This window comes from Hymenobacter mellowenesis, assembly GCF_030581005.1.
Classification (GTDB): Bacteria; Bacteroidota; Bacteroidia; order Cytophagales; family Hymenobacteraceae; genus Hymenobacter; species Hymenobacter mellowenesis.
In genome coordinates, this window is sequence record NZ_JAUQSX010000005.1 from 347,305 (window position 1) to 364,737 (window position 17,433).

Below are 17,433 nucleotides of genomic sequence, written 5' to 3' on the forward strand. Positions count from 1 at the left end.
TTCAATCGGTTATAATTTAATCAAAGCTAGCCGCCGGGCGCTAGTATTCGCCTTCTTCGTCGGGGCGGTAGGTGGCACTGCTCACTTGCGGCGCCGTGGTTTGGCCCAGCATGCTTATCATCTGGCGCAGGCCCACGCCCTCGCGCCGCTCCACTAGGTTGAAGTATTGAAACAGCATGGCCACCAGCGGCAGCACCGCCGTGAACACCCAGCCCAGCGCATAAAAGGTCATGGCCGCCACGCTCAGGATTTCCGTGTCGAACTGCCAGTGCAGCAGCATCTTGCCAAACATTAGGGCATAGAATGGGATGATGAAAATGTAGTTGATAACGCCCGTGATAAAGCTGATAATCATGTACAAGCCAAACGTCGACCACCACTTGCCCTTTACCAGGTAGAACGCGCGCCGGAACGCCGCTGTCACGCCGCCATCTTCCATCCACAGCGCCGGGAAGTAAAGCGCCAAACACACCCCCAGCCACAGCAGCAGGGGCAGCAGCAGCACCACAAAGCCCGGGCCGATGAGGCTGAGCGCCCCACCTACCACGCCCATCCCAATCGTCAGGATGATGCCCAGCAGCAGAAACGCGCCGACCACGCGGCCCAGCCGGGACCATATCATGGCCCACACGCGGCCAGGGGCCACCGGCTCGTCGGGCGGGGTGGCCATGCGCACCCGCACAAAGGCATACACCGTGCTCGACAACAGGATGAACGCCGCCAGAAAGCCCAGCGCCATCAGGCCAATGCCCAGGATAGACGTGACGTCGGCAAAAGGATTGGCCGCGTTATAGGGCTGGGCAATTTGCACCGGCCCGCCCAGCCGGTTGCGGCCGCTGGGCACATTGGGCATCATGCCCAGTATCTTGCCCATAAAGAGCCCCATGCCGATGCCCGCCAGCAGCGCGCCCGGCAGCACGAAGTAGAGCAGGCACTTCACCAACGGCTTAAACTGGGCCGCCACAAATTCAAACGTAGCCCCGATTTTGGCCCCAAAATCCCGCTCGCGCCGGAAATCGGCTTCACGGGTAAACTTGCTTTTTGCTTGCATCACAGGAGGGTAGGAGTAGGCATTGGAACGATAGAGGTGGCTGAAGCCCGGTGGGCTGGCCCGGTTTATCAGGCACTAATATTCGCCTTCGTCGGTGGGCTGGTAGGTGGCATTGCGGGCCTGCGGGGCGGCCGTCCGGCCCAGGGTGTCCACCAGCAGGCGCAGGCCGGTGCCTTCGTGGCGCTCCACCAGGTTGAAATACTGGAAGGCCAGCGCCAGCAGCAGCGGCGGGTAAAGCAGCAAGGTGGAAAGACTGCCGATGCAGGCAATGACCACGCTCACGAGCGGCGACCGGGTGCGGGCCGCCTGCAGCATGGCCGAAAACCCGCCCGAAACCAGCACCGCCACGCCGCCGATGCCCGCCATCACCACGTAGTAGAGCAGCAGCGCAATAGCAATGAGGCCGAACGTCGACCACCATTTGCCGCGCATCAGCAGCCAGCAGCGGCTGAAAGTGGCACCAAAGCCGCTGCCTTCGTTGAGCTGAATGATGAAAAACAAGCTCAGCACCACGCCGAGGTAGAACCCGGGCACCAGCAGCAGCAGGAAGCTGACCCCAACGAGCAAGCCCACCACCCAAAGCGACAGGAAAGCCCCCACAAACTTGCTTCGCACCACGGCCCACACTTCGGCCACGGCGGGCGGCGGGCCGGGCGCGCGGCGCTGGGCCAGCAGCGTTACGTAGCCATACATGCTCAAAATCAACAGAATGAGCGAAATAGAGCCAATCAGGGAGCCGAGCCAGTAGGCCGGCGAAATGAAAAGGGATTTCCATATGCCCGCCTGCATGTCCAGTGCGCCACCGGGGCTGGTAAGCTGGCCGGGCGCCGGCCGGGAAAACACCACCGGCAGGTACCGCTGAATCAGTACCTGCAACACGCTGCGCACCAGCAGGACCGGCAATATCACGTAGGCCAGCACCCGGCCCAGTGGCCGCCAGTGCGCGCCGATGAACTCCAGCGTGGCCGAGATTTTCTGGCCGAAGTCCCGCTCGTGGTAAAAATCAGACGCTTGGTTATAAGGTAGATGCATGAGCTGCCGGTGAGAAGCCTAAATGGAAGAAGCCGCCGCCTGCCGCCGCGCCAGCTGGCGCGGATACAGCACGAAATACCAGCCAATGAAGGCCGCCGACGTGCCAATGATGCCCAGGCTAACCGCCAGCGGCATCTCGGTGTGGCGCGTCACGAAGCCTTCGAGGAAGCCGGCCACCACGAAGATGGGCACCAGCCCGATGGCGATTTTCAGGCCGTCGCGCGCGGCCAGCCGGAACGCCTCGGCCCGGCTGAACGTGCCCGGAAACAGCAGGCCCCGCGCCATCACAAAGCCCGCCGCCCCGGCCACGATGATGGCCGAAATCTCCAGCGTGCCGTGAATCCAGATGGTGAGCACCGAAGCCTTCAGCACGTGGTAATGATAGAAAAAATACTGGAACGCGCCCAGCATCAGGGCATTGCGAAACATGAAAACCAGCGTGCCTGCGCCCAGCGTCACGCCGAGCACGAAGGTGGTGAGGGCTACTTTGATGTTGTTGGTGGTGATGAACAAAAACATGAGCGTCTCGCCTTCCTTCTTGTACACCGCCATGGGGTCGCCTTTGCGGATGTTTTCGATGGTCTGGTTCACGTAGCCGTCGCCGAGGATGACGCGCACAAATGAGTCGTCGTAAGCCGCCGAAAGCGCGCCCAAGGCCGTGAACACCAAGAAAATAAGCGCCGTGAAGGCCAGCGTGCGGTGGTGCCGCGCCACCACCAGCGGCAGCTCCACAGCCCAGAACTGGCCGAAACGGCCGTGGCGCTGGCGCTTGTTGGCGTAGAGGCGCTGGTGCACCTTGCCGGCCAGCCCGTTGAGGTAGGCGGTGGTGGGGGAGGTGGGGTAGAAGGTCTGGGCGTAGGCCAGGTCGTCGGTGAGGGCCACGAAGCGGGCGGCCAGCTCGTCGGGGCCCACGTTGGGCCGCTTTTCGTACTGCTGCCAGCGCTCCTGGTTCTGGCGCAAAAAAACGGCTTCTCGCATGGGTCAGAATTGAAGGCCTTAAAGATAGGAAGCCGCCGCCACCGAACCACCCGCGCCGCCGGAGGGCGCGGCGAAGTTTTGCGCGGCGCGGGTTATGCCGTTTCTTCGTTGGAAAATCCCCATCCACCCGCATGGCTACCGTCCGCGTCCACACTGCCCAAAACGTTTCGCTCGAATACGAAGTCGCCAGCCTCGGCGACCGCATTGTGGCGGCCATTCTCGACTACCTCGTGCTTGGGGCTTGGGTGTTTGCCTGCGGGCTGATATCCTCCGGGCTCAGCCTCAATGGTAATGTTTCCACATTGGTGATGGGGCTTCTGGCGGGGGTGCCTTTCGTATTCTATGACCTCATCTGCGAGGTATTTTTTAATGGCCAGAGCATTGGCAAGCGGGCCCGCGACATCCGCGTGATGCGCCTCGACGGCACCGCGCCCAGCGTGGGCGACTACCTGCTGCGCTGGCTGCTACGCATTGTCGACATCACCATGGCGAGCGGCCTGGTGGCCATCATCACCATCGCGGCCAACGGCCGCGGGCAGCGCCTCGGCGACCTGGCCGCCGGCACCACGGTGGTGAAGGTGCGCCCGCAGGCCACTTCGCCGCTGGCGCCCGGCCTCAGCCCCGTTGTGGGATACCAGCCCGTGTTTCCGCAAGCCGCCCTGCTGGCCGACCACGACGTGGCCCTGGTGCGCCAGCTAGTGCAGCAGGCCAGCGCCCGCGGCAACTACGAGGTGCTCAACGAAGTAGCCAACAAGGTGAAGGAAATCACCGGCATCCGCACCGATTTGCAGGACGGCCCCTTCCTCCAGACTGTGCTGCGCGACCACGCCCACCTGGCCGCCATGGCGTAAGGTGTTGATTAGTATTAAACATACAGTCATGCTGAGCGCAGTCGAAGCATCTCTGCCGCAGCAGTAATTCGGCCGAAAGGATTAGTTACGCGGGGGAGATGCTTCGACTGCGCTCAGCATGACGTTCATTATAAAGACACAAAAAAGCGGCTTGCCCAACGTGGGCAAGCCGCTTTTGCATGGAAGCCGGATGAGCGCTTAGTTGCGCGTCATGGCCTTGTTGGTGGACAACTCCGAGGAGGGAATGGGCCACACGTAGAGCACATCGGTGGGGTTCACGGCCGACACCGAGCCCTTGCCCGGGATGGGCGCGAGCTGGCGCATGAGGTCGATGTTGCGCAGGCCTTCGCCCAGGAATTCGATGCGGCGCTCGAGCAGCAGAGCATCCAGCATGGCACTGGCCGAGGCGAAGGTGGCATAAGCGCCGGCCGGGTTCGAGCGGGTCCGCACGGCGTTGAGCAGCAGCAAGGCTTGGGCATCAACCGAATTGGTGGAGCGCACCCGGGCTTCGGCCAGATTGAGCATTACCTCGGCGTAGCGGATAATCGGGGCTTTATCGGTGTAGGCCGCACCGGCGTTATTGGTGCCGTTGGGGTACTTCTTCAGGAAGGACTCGCCGCCCACCACCTGCACGAAGTTGGTGCGGCGGGCGTCGGTGGCGGCAAAGGCGGAGCTGGCAAGAATGCCGCCAGCGGCCGTGTTCAGGCCGTATTCGCCGTTGCCGCCGTTGGCTGCCCCGGGGGGCAGGAAGTAGTAAGCCAGCTGGTTTTGGGTACCTGGCGCGTCCGACGTGGTGAATGGGGCCGAAAAAATGCTTTCCGTCGTTTCCTGCGGGAGGGCAAACACGGCGGCGACCGAGGCGTTCAGGGCGTTGGCCACGCCAGTGGGGGCCGCGAAGGGCGCGGTGGCCGGCACCAGCTTGTTGGCTTCGCGAATCACGTCGGCGTAGCGGCCCATGCTCAGGTACACCCGCGTTTTGAGGGCGATGGCCGTGTTGCGGTGGGCCCGCGTCACGTTGAGCGTGGCGCTGCCGTTGGTCAGCGGCAGATTAGTTTCGGCGGCGTCCAGGTCGGCCAGAATCTGGGTATAGACCTCCGCTACCGAGCTGCGGGCCAGGTTGTTGCCGGTGTCGTCCACTTCGCCCCGCAGGCGCAGGGGCAGTCCGGGCTTGCTGCCGGCGCCGTCGGCGTAGGGCCGGGCGTAGAGCTGCGACAGCGAGTAGTAGCACAGCGCGCGCAGCAACTGCGCCTCGCCGCGGTAGTTTTTGACCTTGGCGGCGTAGTCGGCGGGGAAGATGGGCGCGACAAACTTCGAGGCATTGGCGTCGAGGCCGGCCAGAAACACGTTAATCTGGTTGATGGCAGCGTAGCCCGCGCCCCAGGTGTTGATGACGTCGTTCTGCGAGGTTTCGGTGAGCGTGTGGTTCCACACGGCCGTGCCGGTCACCAGGTTGGAGGCGCGGTTGAGGAAATCCTCGGCCCGGATGTCGTTGAAAATCTGGAAGCGGCCCCCCAGAAAGGTCCCCACTTTCACGTAGCTGTACATGCCGTTGGCCTGCAGCTCGACCCGCGCGGGGGTGTCGAACACCACCTTGTCGGAGAAGAGCGTGACGGGAACGGGGGAGAGCTTATCGGTTTGGCACGACGAGAAGGCGCCGGCCGCGAGCATGGCCGCGCAGAGAGCGGTGGCTGCCTTGGTGTTGAAAAATATTTTCATCGGAATAATGACAGATTAGAAGCCAATGTTGAGGCCCACGGTGTAGGTGCGCGCCTGGCCCACCGAGTTGCGGTCGACGCCGGCGCCGGTGTTGGCACCGGAGTTCACGCCGCTTGTGCCGTTGGTCGAAATCTCCGGGTCGATGCCCGAGTATTTCGTCAACAGCGCGGCGTTTTGCACCTGCACGTAGACGCGGGCGCTGGCCACGCTGATGCGGCTCAGCAAAGTCTGGCTCAGCGAGTAGCCCAGCGACACCTGCCGCAGGCGGGCAAAATCGCCCTTCTCCACGTTCGACGACATCACCAGGGCCGAGCCGTTCGACACGTTGTCGGTGTACACCACCCGGGGCCACTTGGCATTGCGGTTGTTTTCGGTCCAGTGGTCGAGGATGTCGACTTCGTTGTTCCAGAAGCGCTGGTCGTGCAGGCCCGACTTGGTGCCGTTGTAGATGTAGTTGCCGCCCGAAAACTGCACGAACAGGCCCAGGTCGATGCCTTTGTAGCGGAAGGTGTTGTCGAAGCCGCCGTACCAGGTGGGCAGCACCGGGCCGTAATACACGCCGTCCTGCAGCTGGGTGGGCGCGGAGGTGTTGGTGTTGGTGTCCTTGATGGTCCAGCCGGTCGAGCCCACGCCGGTGGTGCCCTGGTGGTTGTACTCCACGATGGTGCCGTCGGCTTTCTGTATCATGCGGCGGCCGTTGTCGGGGTTCACGCCCAGCGAGCGCACCGCCAGAATTTCGCCCACCGAGCGGCCCACTTCCGTGTAGTTGGCTACTTCGAGGCCGCCCGTGGAGGTGGGCAGGCGCTGGCCTTCGGTGGCCAGCGACAGCACCCGGTTTTTGAGCGTGGTCACGTTGAGGCTCGTCGTCCAGCTGAAAGCTTTGTCCTGGAACACGTTGTACGATACATCTGCCTCGATGCCGGTGTTGCGCATCGAACCCACGTTGGCGGAGATGGAGTTGTTGGGAATGCCCTTGGAGGGGGACTGGGGCACGTCCAGAATCAGGCCGTCCACCAGGTTTTCGTAGTAGGCAAAGTTGCCCCGCAGGCGGTCCTGAAAGAAGCCGAACCCGAGGCCGATGTCGGTTTTCTTGCTCGTCTCCCAGGTCAGATTTGGGTTGCCGGCGTTGCTGTAGTACAGCGTGGGGCTGGCAGCGTAAAGGCCCGAGGTGTAGGTGGAGAGGGCCACAAAATCGCTGATGCCCTGGTTGTTGCCCACCACGCCGTAGCTGCCGGTCAGCTTCAGCGTCGAGAAGACCGCGCCCAACGACGAGTTTTTCCAGAAGTCCTCTTCCGATACTACGTAGCCCAGCGAGGCACCGTAGAAGTTGCCGTACTTTTTGGCGAAGGCCGAATAACCGTCGCGGCGCCCGCTCAGGCTGGCCAGGTACTTGTGGGCGTAGTTATAGTTCACCCGGCCAAAAAACGACACCAGGTAGTTGGTGCCCTGGAACTGGCCCGACGACGCGATGTTGGTGTAGTTGCCCTGGAAGGTGGTGAAAAAGTCGTCGGCCACCCCGGTGCGCGAGGCGCCCCAACGCTGGATGTCGGTGTTCTGCTGCTCGTTGCCCACCAGCAGCGACAGGTTGTGGTTCTCGCCGAAGGTGTGGTCGTACTGCAGGGTGTTCTGCCAGTTCCAGCGCTTGTTGGTGCGGTAGTAGTTGTCGGCCTCGCCGGTGGGGGTGAGCGAGCCGGGCAGCGAGGTGAAGAAGGCTTTGTCCTCGAAGCTCAGGTTGTTGACGCCGTAGTTGGTGCGCAGGTTCAGGCCCTTAAAGATTTCCCAATCGGCGTACACGCTGCCTTCAATCTGGCTGCCGTCGGAGGTGAAACGGTTGTTTTTGATGTCGACCACCGGGTTGATAAAGCCAATGACGAAGGGCTGGCCGTTGGCCGGGTTCAGGTTGGGACCGGGCCCGATGCTGGTGCCGCTCACGTTGGGGCTGCCGTCGGGGTTGTAGGCGGCCAGGTTGGGCGGCAGCAGGATGGGCACCCGGCCCAGGCCCGCCGAGCCAAAGGCGTTGTCGCCCACCGAGCCCGTGTTCGGCGAGGAGTTCATCGTGTTGGAGTACGCCACGCGCATGCCCACTGTGAAGTTCTTGAACACCTTGTGGTCCACGTTCACCCGCGCCGAAATGCGCTTGAAATCGTTGTTCACAATCATACCCTTCTGGTTGGTGTAGCCCACCGACGAGAAAAAGCTGGTCTTTTCCGTGCCGCCCGAGAAGTTCACGTTGTGCGACTGCGAAAAGCCCGTGCGGTAGATGTAATCATACCAGCGTGTGTCGGCCGCGTTGCCGTTGGCATCGGCTAGTTTGAAGCCTTCCACGTTAGTGGCCGCCGCGCCGATGGCGCGCCGGTTGGCGTTGAGGTTGCGCACGGCTTCGTTTTTCACGTCTACGTACTGCTGAGCATTCAGCACATCGTACAGGCGCACCGGCTTCGACCAGCCAGCCCACGTGTCGTAGTTCACGTGGCTCTGGCCCTTGCGGCCCTTTTTGGTCGTCACGAGGATAACCCCGCCCGCCGCCCGCGACCCGTAAATGGCTGTTGCCGAGGCATCCTTCAGCACTTCCATGCTTTCGATGTCGGCCGGGTTGAGGTTACTGAGCGGGTTGTTTGGCACGCTGCCCAGGGCCGAGGTGTTGCCCGTGAAAGTCGGAATGCCGTCAATCACAATCAGCGGCGTCGAGCTCAGGTTGATGGAGTTTACGCCGCGAATGCGGATAACGGGCGGGTTGTTCAGCACGCCGTTGGGCGTGGTGATGTTCACGCCCGGGGCCCGGCCCTGCAAGGCCTGGTCGAAGCTTTGCACCGGCGAGGTGGCAATCTCCTTGCCGGTGATGGTGGCCACGTTGCCCGTCAGGTCGCGGCGCGACTGCGTGCCGTAGCCCACCACCACCACTTCATCGAGGCCCTTGGCATCGGTTACCAGGCTGACCTTGACCGATGATTTGTCGCCGATGGCGACTTCCTGCGTGGCGTAGCCCACGTAGGAAAATACCAGCGTGTTGGCCGTCGAAGGCACCGAGATGGAGAATTTGCCATCCGCATCCGACGAAGTGCCGAGCTTGGTGCCTTTCACCAGCACCGTCACGCCCGGAATCGAAGCGCCGTCGGAGCCGGCCACGGTGCCGGTCACGGTGCGGTCCTGGGCCCGCACGGAATGGGTGGTCAGGACCAGTAGCAGGGCCAAAAAGAGGAGTAGGGTTCTTCTCATGAGGAAAAGTTTTGATTGAAAAAATGGTGAGTGAAGCAGCGAATATAGAGAATGAATTTTTGACAATAGAAACCCGTAATCGCATTAATTTTTTTAATCCATTTCTGTGTTTAGGCGCTCTATTGACGAAAAGGAGGGAATAATTTACAAGACCCGGTGAACTGTATATAGTGGGTGATGCCTCACTGCCTGGAATTACACACGGCTGAACAATGATGTGCCGATGGGTTTTGCTGATGAAATGATTAGGACATAAAAAAAGTCCGCTGAGCACGCTCAGCGGACTTTTCTGAAGAAATGGTTCTCAGCTATTGCTGATAAGGGGCAAAAGGCGGCTTCGAGTGCTGGACCATGCCCGCAGCGTTTGACAGCTACTCAGCACCGGGCCTGCTGCGGGGTGCTTACCATGGCACCGGCTGGCCCTGCCAGGTGAGGAAGCTGCCGTTTTCGTCGGCGTGCAGCTGCTCGGCCAGGCGGATGATGCCGCGAGCCGAGTCGGCGGGCTCTTGGGTGGCGTGGTCGCCGCCCATGTCGGTGCGCATCCAGCCCGGGTCCACAAGCACCGAAATCAGGCCCATGTGACCAATCTCGGCGGCCAGGCTGCGCATGTACATGTTCAGGGCGGCCTTGCTGGCGCTGTAGTGGTAGGGGTCGCCGGTGGCTTTCCACGTCAGGGAGCCCTGGCCCGAGGAGATGCTCAGAATGCGGCCCTTCTGGCCGGCGCGCAGCAGCGGCAGCAGCGCCTGGGCCACCAGCAGCGGCCCAATGGCGTTCACCTGCATGGTTTCGATGGCGTCGTCGTGGGTGAGCTGGCCCAGGCGCTGGTGGGCGTCGCCCGAGCCCGCGTGCGGGTACACCCCGGCGTTGTTGATGAGCACATCGAGGCCGTCGGTGGCGCTTTGCACGGCCTGCACGGCGGCGGCAATGGAGTCGGCGCTGGCCACGTCGAGGGGCAGTAGGGTCAGGCGGTCGGGGTACTGGCGGCGCAGGCGGTGCAGGTCGCCGGCCTCGGCGGGCTTCCGGCTGGTAGCAAACACCTGGTCGCCGCGCTCCAGGTACTGGCGGGTAAGTTCGAGGCCCAGGCCCCGGTTGGCTCCGGTGATGAAAACGCGCATGGTTCAGTAAAGGGTTGGTGGGGAAAACAGAGGAATTTGGGGCTGCAGTTTACGCACAAAACCGTCGTAAATTTCACGCATTCCTCCCCCAAGCGATGCCCGCCATCCGCTTTTTCGGCGCCCACCGGGCCGTCATTCCGCCACTTGCAGCAGCACGGTGGCCTGCGGCCGGCCTTCCACGCGCAAGCGCAGGGTGTAGAGGCCGTGCCCGGCGAGTGGCGCGGCCCACGGCAGGGCGTGCGGGCCAGCGGGCAGCCAGCCAAACGTTTGGCTGCTCAGCAACCGGCCCAACGGGTCGAACAGGTCGAAGGCCACGCGCCCGGATTGGCGCAGGGTGAAGGCCAAGTGGCGGGGGCCGCTGCCCGGGTTGGGATACACGCGCACGTCGGTAGCCGCCCCGGCGCGGGCGCGGGTAGCCGATACCACGGGGCGAGCCACAGCAATATCGGAAATAAGGCTATAGGCAATAGCGCCGCCCACGGGCCCCACCAGCGTGGCCGCGCCGGTGGCGGGGCTGAGCGTGTAAAGGAACGCCTCGGAGATGTTGCCCGTCAGAGCCGAGCGCACCAGATACAACGTGTTGCTACCGGATACCGGGTTGTAGTCCACGTCGAAACTCGATAGCGCGCCCGTCAGGCTCAAGCCCACCGGCCCGGCGGTGCGCAGCGTGCCGGTGTTGGGCGGGTTCAGCGTCACCAGCCGGCCGGCGCTCTTGTCGAGGCCATAGAGCGAGGTCGCTGCACTGCCATTGTAGGTGTTCGTATAGGCGATGGCGCCCACGGAGGGCGTTTGGCCGGCGTAGGCGTCGGTGCTGGCGTAAGCCAGGGGCGCATCGGTGGCCACCAGTGCGCCGGTGCCGGGGTCGAGCCGGTAGTTGGCGGTATTTCCCACCACCCGCACCTGGTCGGCCACCGGGTCAAACCCAAACCCGATGTTGTTGGAAGAATTGCCCAGCCCCAGCGAAAGCGCCGGGCCCACCGGTGTGGCCACGCTGGTATTCCGGTTCAATACAAAGAGGCGGGCTTGAAAGTTGCTGTATGCCAGCAAGTAAAGCTGGCCCGTCGCGGGCCGGGTTTCAATGGCAACCGGCAACAGCCCCCCCGTGCCCGTGATGTAGGCCATGCGGGTGAGCGCGGCGGGTGCGGCCGCATCGAACGACGCTAGGCTGGCAGCACCGGCCACATCTGTGCTGGGCATTAAGGCATACACTGTTTGAGCATGCGCCTGCGACCGGATTCCAAACAGCCCAGCCGTGGCCAGAAATAGAGCAGTAAAAGATGTGCGCATACCCAGACAGTAAAAGGTGAACCCAACCGGACGACAGCTGCCCCCGCGCCAGACACGGACGCGGCCCTGCCGGGCGCCCAAGGTAAACGAAAAGCCCTGCGCACCAAAATGATGCGCAGGGCTTTTGCCAAAAAACGGTGCCAAGGCGTGCCGCGCCGGTTCGAGCAGATTAGCCCGCCGCCACGGCCTTGCGGCGGCTGGGGCGCGTCAGGCGCTCCACGCCCTGCTCCAGCAGCTCCTCGTCGCGGTCGGTCTTTTTCACGGTCCAGCTCAACGAGTAGAGGTCCTTGCGGCGGTCGCGCAGGTTGCGCACGGCACCGCTGGTGTTCAGGTCTTTGAGTAGGTCAAGGTCGAGGTCGGCAATGAGCGTCATCTCGGTGTTGGGCGTAGCTTCGGCCACGATGGCATCGTGCGGGAAGGCGAAGTCGGAGGGGCTGAACACGGCCGACTGCGAGTACTGAATGTCCATGTTTTCGACGCGCGGCAGGTTGCCCACCGAGCCGGTGATGGCCACGTAGCATTCGTTCTCGATGGCCCGGGCCTGGGCGCAGATGCGCACGCGCTGGTAGGCGTTCTTGGTGTCGGTCCAGAAGGGCACGAACAGGATTTTCACGCCCTCGTCGCTCAGCATGCGGGCCAGCTCCGGGAATTCGATGTCGTAGCACACCAGAATGCCGATTTTGCCGAAGTCCGTGTCGAAGCACTTGAGCTTGTCGCCGCCGCGCATGCCCCAGTAGCTGGCCTCGTCGGGCGTCACGTGCAACTTGTACTGCTCGTCCACGGTGCCGTCGCGGCGGCAGAGGTAGGCCACGTTGTGCAGCTTGCCGTCCTCGTACACCGGCATCGAGCCGGCCACAATGTTGATATTGTAGCTCACGGCCAGCTCCATCATCTTGATTTTGATGGGCTCAGTGAAGGCCGCCATGGCCCGGATGGCTACCGACGGCGAGTCCTCGTTGGTGAGGGCCATGAGCGGGGCGTTAAAGAACTCCGGAAACATCACGCAGTCCGACTTATAGCCGCTTACCGTGTCCACGAAGAACTCCATTTGCTGGAGCAAGTCTTCCAGGCTGCGGGTGGCGCGCATCTGCCACTGCACCACGCCAATGCGGACGTTGGACTTAGTGTTGCCGATGAGCTTTTCCGTCTCTTCGTAATACACGTTAATCCACTCCAGCAACGTGGCGTAAGCCTTTGATTCCGAATCGTAAGGCAGGTAGCCCCGGATGAGCTTGCGCACGTAGAACTCGTTCGAGAGCTGGAAGGTGAGGATGGGGTCGACCAGCTCCTTGTTGCGCACCATCTCCACGTACTTGGCGGGCGTCATCTCGTTGGCGTAGGCCGCGTAGCCAGGAATGCGGCCGCCGGCCACCATGGCGCGCAGGTTCAGGTTCTCGCACAGTTCCTTGCGGGCGTCGTAGAGGCGGCGGCCCAGGCGCAGGCTGCGGTACTCAGGGTCCACGAACACGTCGACGCCGTAGAGGGTGTCGCCGTCGGGGTCGTGGGTGTCGAACTTGCCGTTGCCCGTGATTTTGGCGTAGGTGTGCTTATCGCCAAACTTGCTGTAGTCCACAATGATGGCTAGCGCGGCGGCCACCAGCCGGCCGTTGTCTTCAATGCCAATCTGGCCCTCGGGAAACTTGCGGAGCAGGGCCGCAAACTCATCGGCCGCCCAGGCGCCTTCCATGTTGGAATACACCTTGTCCATGATGTCCTTAATGGCCTTGAAATCAGAGCGGCGCAGCGTGCGCAGCACCAGCTTGTGGGCCGGCACGGCGGTAGGCGTGAGGCGCTCGGCCGCCAGCGCGGCAATGGGCGAAACAACTTTCTTGGCGTGGGCGCCGCTAGGGGCCGCTTTGCCGTTCGTGGCTTTGCCGTTGGAAGAAGAACTCATAAGAATCGAAATCGAAAATGCAGGAAAAACGGCGGGCAACTGCGCGGGAGTGGCAACGCCAGCTCCACAAAATTACCCAATAAAAAACCCGTTGGCCGGGGCAGCCAACGGGTATGCAAACGAAAAACCGCGCAAAACGGTGCAAATGGGCCGAAATTACTCCCGCACAACCCGCCGCGTAGCCGTGCCGCGCGCCGTCGTCACCGTGAGCAGCGCCACGCCGCGGAAGATGCCAAAGGCCTCGGCGCCCAGCGTAAGCTCGCCGGCCGAATTGTTGAAGCTGCGCCGGAACAGCTGCCGCCCCACCAAATCGGTGGCCGACACGGTGAGCGGGCCGCTGCCAGCCGGCAGGCTGAGCGTGAGCGGGCTGCCCACGGCCGAGGGGTTCGGGTAGGCGCTCAGGGCCGCATCAGTGGCGGCGTCGCGGGTGGCGAGGCGCACGATGCGGCGGTAAATGTCGCGGTACTCCACGCCGGTGATGGTTTCCTGGCCGGCTATCAGCGTGGTGGTGATGGTGAGCAGCGGCACGTGCTGGGTTTTGGCCAGCCACTTGTACTCGCGCGTCACCGGCACATCGAAGCCCTGGCTGATGCCGCCCACCGAAATGCTGTCGTGGTCCTGCAGGCGCGTCACCACGCGCACCGTCTGGAACGTGCCGAAGGGCGTGGTGAGCGTGCCCCAGGCATCGGGCTTGTTCACACGCTTGCGCTTCTGGCTGAGGTAACCCACTGCCGCAGCGGCCGCAGGCGTAGTGAAGTAGGAATTGCTGGAATCGGCCGCGCTGGCGAAACTCAGCGGAAAGCGGTAAATAATGTCCTGTTGGGCTTGGCTGGCATACGTAACCGGCACGGCCGTGCCCGCCAGCGTGCCCCCAAAGCCCACCGAGCGGAAATCCTGCTGCGCCGCCGCGGCCGTCGAGAGTTTGTAAAACTCATACGTGTCGGTGATGGGCAGCACGCCGCTGGCGGCCAGCGGCAGGGGCTTCTGGCCCGCCACCGTGGCCTGGTTCACGCCCCCAAACAGGGGACCGAACGTGAAGGCGTACAGCACCGAAGTGGCCGTGACGGTGGCCAGCGGCAGATACGTTTCCACGCGCTGCGAGGTGGGTACTAGGCCGGCGTAGTTCCAGGTCTGGTTGGCGCCGCGCCGGGTGAGGGGCGGCGCCGTGGCGGGCAGCACCGGGCTGGCCACGCTCAGGCGCAGCGAATCGACGCCCGCGGTGAGTGAGGGCATGTCCGTGCGGTCGATAATGGGCGAAGTGGTCTGGGCCAGAGCCGGGCCGGCAAGGAGAAGCAAAAAGGGTAGGAGTTGGCGCATAGGGTCAGCTGTTTAGGCGGCTACGAAGATACGCGCCGAACAAACTTCCAACCCCATGCGCGGCAAATAGGCTCACACGCCCTGCATCTCGGGCACCTCGCCGGCCGGCACCACCAGCTTGCCGGCGGTGGCGGCCACAATCTGCTCCACGCTCACGCCGGGCGCCCGCTCGCGCAGCACGAAGCCGTCGGGCGTCACGTCCATCACGGCTAGCTCGGTCACGATTTTCTTCACACAACGCAGTCCCGTGATGGGCAACGTGCAGTCGGCCAGAAGCTTGCTGCTGCCATCTTTGGCCACGTGCTGCATGGCCACGATGATGTTTTTGGCCGAAGCTACCAGGTCCATGGCGCCGCCCATGCCTTTCACCATCTTGCCGGGAATCTTCCAGTTGGCGATGTCGCCGCGCTCGGAAACTTCCATGGCGCCGAGGATGGTGAGGTCCACATGTTCGCCGCGAATCATGCCGAACGAATCGGCCGAGGAGAAGATGCTGGAGCCGGGCAGCGTGGTCACGGTCTGCTTGCCGGCGTTGATGAGGTCCGGGTCAACCTGGTCTTCTGTCGGGAAGGGGCCCATGCCGAGCAGGCCGTTTTCCGACTGCAGCTCCACGTTGATGCCATCGGGTATGTAGTTGGCAACCAGCGTGGGAATGCCGATGCCGAGGTTGACGTAGGAGCCGTCTTTTACTTCTTGGGCAATTCGTTTGGCGATGCCGTGTTTGTCGAGCATGGGGGTGGGGTTTCGGGGTGGGATGGGGGATGATTTTAATAGCAGAACGTCATGCAGAGCGCAGCGAAGCATCTTTACCGCTATACTAACTTAAATCGCTAACATAAGCAGACCTTCGATTCAACGAAGCGGTGAAGATGCTTCGCTGCGCTCTGCATGACGTTCTTTTTTACTTTTCGTAACCGGCTTACGGCTTCTGTTCTGGTACAAACGCCTCATACACCGCTGCCTTGAACTTGCCGGCCAAATCGCGGCCCGTCGTGTTGGGGTATTTCTGGGTGTAGATGAGAGCTACCAGCTTCGTCTTGGGGTCGACCCAGTACGTGGTGCCGAAAATGCCGCCCCACTCGTACGAGCCGGCCGACAGGCCCGGCAACTTGGCATTCTGGGGCGTCACGATGCTGAAACCCAGGCCGAACTTATTGCCGCCCTGGCTCACGTCGCCCATCTGGTTCTGCGTAATCAGGGCCACAGTGGCGGGTTTCAGCAGCTGGCGGCCGTTGTAGCGGCCATTGTCAAGCATCATTTGCAGAAAGCGGGAGTAGTCATCGATGGTGGACGACAGGCCCGCGCCGCCCGAAAAGTACGTGCCGCCCGACGCCTTCGGGTAGTTGGGATACATGCGGCCCAGCGGCTGCACCAGCGGCTCCATGTACACGGTTTGCCTGTTGGCGTCTTCGGTATAAAGCTGGACCAGGCGCGCCTGCTTGTCGGCGGGCAGGTAAAACCAAGTGTCCTTCATGCCCAGCGGCTCAAACAGGCGCGTGCGCAGATACTTATCCAGCGGCTGGCCCGAAAGCACCTCAATCAGCCGGCCCAGCACGTCCACGCTCAGCCCGTAGGTGAACCGCTCGCCCGGCTGGTGCATGAGCGGCAGCTTGCCCAGCGCATCCATCGACACCGCCAGCGAGCCCGCCGGCGTGCCAATGCCGCTCGGAATGTGCGCTTTGGCATAAATGGCCCGGGCTTCCTTGCTGCCGATGATTGGGTAGCCAATGCCCGAGGTGTGCGTGAAAAGCTGCCGGATGGTGATTTCGCCCTTGGCCGGCACGGTGGTGTAGGTGGTGTCCTTTTCGTTGAAGGTGGCCAGCACCGTGGGGTTTTTGAACGCCGGCAGGTACTTCGAAATTGGGTCGTCGAGCTGGAATTTGCCTTCGTCGTACAGCAGCATCAACCCGATGCTGGTAATGGCCTTGGTCTGGGAGGCAATGCGCACGATGGCGTCGGTGCGCAGCGGCGTTTGCTGGATGTAATCATCATAGCCCACTGCTTTGCGGTAGAGCACCTTGCCATCGCGCATCACCAGGGCGATGGCGCCGGGCACGTACTTATTGGGGCGGTATATTACGTTGCCGCTGCCGTCGTTCAGCACTTTGGCCAGCGAGCCCTTCCCCGGTTGGTCGGCGGTGTACTCCTGCAGCAACTGGTCGATGCGCTGGGCTTCGGGCGGGTCGACGGTGCCGGGGGATTTGATGCCCGGCAGGAGCTGGCTTTTAATTGCCGGGCCGGCCGGCGCCTTGCGGGCGGGCGCCGTTACCTGGGCCACGGCCCCGTAGCCGCTCAGCAGCAATAGCAGCGCGAATGATGGTTTGCGTAGAGTCATGAAGGCAAGGTGATTATCGAATAGGAGGGTCCGTGGAAGAAGCAGAACGGGAAGCGGCCAGCCGCCGCAGCTGGAACCATTGCGCTATGCGCACGCCCACCAGCAGCGCCAGCAGCCCGGGAATGAGCAGCAATAGTACCCAGGTGTTGGCTTCGTTGTAAGAAGTGTGCGCACGGTTGGCCAGATTCACCATAAAATCGGTGCAGTACCAAAACGCGAAATGCACCAGGCGGGCGCCCCACGACAGTAAACTATTCACGGCGCTGCGCTTTAAGTTGCCGAATCAGTACCGCGTTGCGCAGCGCCCCATAGGTGAGGCCCAGCAGCAAGAGCGGAATCAACACGAGGTAGAAGCCAATATTGACGGCCGCATACCATTGCCGACCACCGCCCATCAGCCCTTTGATGGTGGCCACGAATAATGGCCTCAGGCGAAAATAGGCCGGGCTGTTGGCCGGCGTGGCGTGTGGGCAGCCGTGCATTTCGCAGTAGCGCGAGCAGCGACCCGCCAGCTGGGCCGTGGTGGGCGGCGGACTGGTTTCGTTGATGTACACCCCGAAAGCCACCGGCAGCGTCGCCAACAGCAGCACCAGCAGCGCCAGCAACAGGCGGATACGCAAGGCAAGTCGCATGGCTCAGGC

General features: G+C 62.7%; 14 protein-coding genes. 1 reads left to right on the forward strand and 13 read right to left on the reverse strand.

All coding sequences use genetic code 11. The features are described 5' to 3' along the window. Positions 1-40: 40 nt before the first annotated feature. The 3 genes from Q5H92_RS12090 to Q5H92_RS12100 all read right to left on the reverse strand — a co-directional run bounded on the left by Q5H92_RS12090 (position 41) and on the right by Q5H92_RS12100 (position 3,061). A complete protein-coding gene (locus Q5H92_RS12090) occupies positions 41-1,051 on the reverse strand; it encodes a hypothetical protein (RefSeq protein ID WP_305011784.1) in 1,011 nt (336 codons plus the stop codon). A 75-nt stretch (positions 1,052-1,126) separates the two neighbouring features. Then, on the reverse strand, positions 1,127-2,083 hold the full coding sequence (locus Q5H92_RS12095; protein ID WP_305011785.1) for a hypothetical protein: 957 nt from the start codon (positions 2,081-2,083) through the stop codon (positions 1,127-1,129). 18 nt (positions 2,084-2,101) lie between these two features. Beyond that, entirely contained in the window at positions 2,102-3,061 is a 960-nt protein-coding gene (locus Q5H92_RS12100) for a stage II sporulation protein M (protein WP_305011786.1), read from the reverse strand. A gap of 131 nt (positions 3,062-3,192) precedes the next feature. Here Q5H92_RS12100 and Q5H92_RS12105 point away from each other — a divergent pair, with 131 nt between their 5' ends. Further along, positions 3,193-3,912, forward strand: a complete 720-nt coding sequence (locus Q5H92_RS12105; protein WP_305011787.1) for an RDD family protein — start codon at positions 3,193-3,195, stop codon at positions 3,910-3,912. Between the two features lie 198 nt (positions 3,913-4,110). Here Q5H92_RS12105 and Q5H92_RS12110 read toward each other — a convergent pair whose 3' ends face one another. The 10 genes from Q5H92_RS12110 to Q5H92_RS12155 all read right to left on the reverse strand — a co-directional run bounded on the left by Q5H92_RS12110 (position 4,111) and on the right by Q5H92_RS12155 (position 17,424). Beyond that, entirely contained in the window at positions 4,111-5,628 is a 1,518-nt protein-coding gene (locus tag Q5H92_RS12110; protein ID WP_305011788.1) for a RagB/SusD family nutrient uptake outer membrane protein, read from the reverse strand. 15 nt (positions 5,629-5,643) lie between these two features. Further along, the gene (locus Q5H92_RS12115; RefSeq protein WP_305011789.1) at positions 5,644-8,844 is read right to left on the reverse strand and encodes a SusC/RagA family TonB-linked outer membrane protein; all 3,201 of its coding nucleotides are present in this window, start codon (positions 8,842-8,844) and stop codon (positions 5,644-5,646) included. A 401-nt stretch (positions 8,845-9,245) separates the two neighbouring features. Beyond that, a complete protein-coding gene (locus Q5H92_RS12120) occupies positions 9,246-9,959 on the reverse strand; it encodes an SDR family oxidoreductase (protein WP_305011790.1) in 714 nt (237 codons plus the stop codon). A 132-nt stretch (positions 9,960-10,091) separates the two neighbouring features. Further along, positions 10,092-11,156 (reverse strand): DUF4394 domain-containing protein, encoded by a 1,065-nt coding sequence (locus Q5H92_RS12125; RefSeq protein ID WP_305011791.1) that lies wholly within the window; start codon positions 11,154-11,156, stop codon positions 10,092-10,094. A gap of 259 nt (positions 11,157-11,415) precedes the next feature. Beyond that, positions 11,416-12,954 carry a carbon-nitrogen hydrolase family protein gene (locus Q5H92_RS12130; RefSeq protein WP_369811142.1) on the reverse strand — a complete coding sequence of 513 codons (1,539 nt, stop codon included), beginning with the start codon at positions 12,952-12,954 and terminating at the stop codon, positions 11,416-11,418. A gap of 342 nt (positions 12,955-13,296) precedes the next feature. Beyond that, complete coding sequence (locus tag Q5H92_RS12135) at positions 13,297-14,436, reverse strand: T9SS type A sorting domain-containing protein (protein ID WP_305011793.1); 1,140 nt, start codon at positions 14,434-14,436, stop codon at positions 13,297-13,299. 93 nt (positions 14,437-14,529) lie between these two features. Continuing rightward, the gene (locus tag Q5H92_RS12140; RefSeq protein ID WP_305011794.1) at positions 14,530-15,189 is read right to left on the reverse strand and encodes a CoA transferase subunit B; all 660 of its coding nucleotides are present in this window, start codon (positions 15,187-15,189) and stop codon (positions 14,530-14,532) included. A 187-nt stretch (positions 15,190-15,376) separates the two neighbouring features. Continuing rightward, positions 15,377-16,792: a serine hydrolase domain-containing protein gene (locus tag Q5H92_RS12145; RefSeq protein ID WP_305011795.1), complete on the reverse strand. Its 1,416-nt coding sequence runs from the start codon at positions 16,790-16,792 to the stop codon at positions 15,377-15,379. A gap of 13 nt (positions 16,793-16,805) precedes the next feature. Beyond that, positions 16,806-17,051: a hypothetical protein gene (locus tag Q5H92_RS12150; RefSeq protein ID WP_305011796.1), complete on the reverse strand. Its 246-nt coding sequence runs from the start codon at positions 17,049-17,051 to the stop codon at positions 16,806-16,808. Continuing rightward, positions 17,044-17,424 carry a hypothetical protein gene (locus Q5H92_RS12155; RefSeq protein WP_305011797.1) on the reverse strand — a complete coding sequence of 127 codons (381 nt, stop codon included), beginning with the start codon at positions 17,422-17,424 and terminating at the stop codon, positions 17,044-17,046. Before Q5H92_RS12155 ends, Q5H92_RS12150 begins: the two co-directional genes overlap by 8 nt. Positions 17,425-17,433 lie beyond the last annotated feature (9 nt).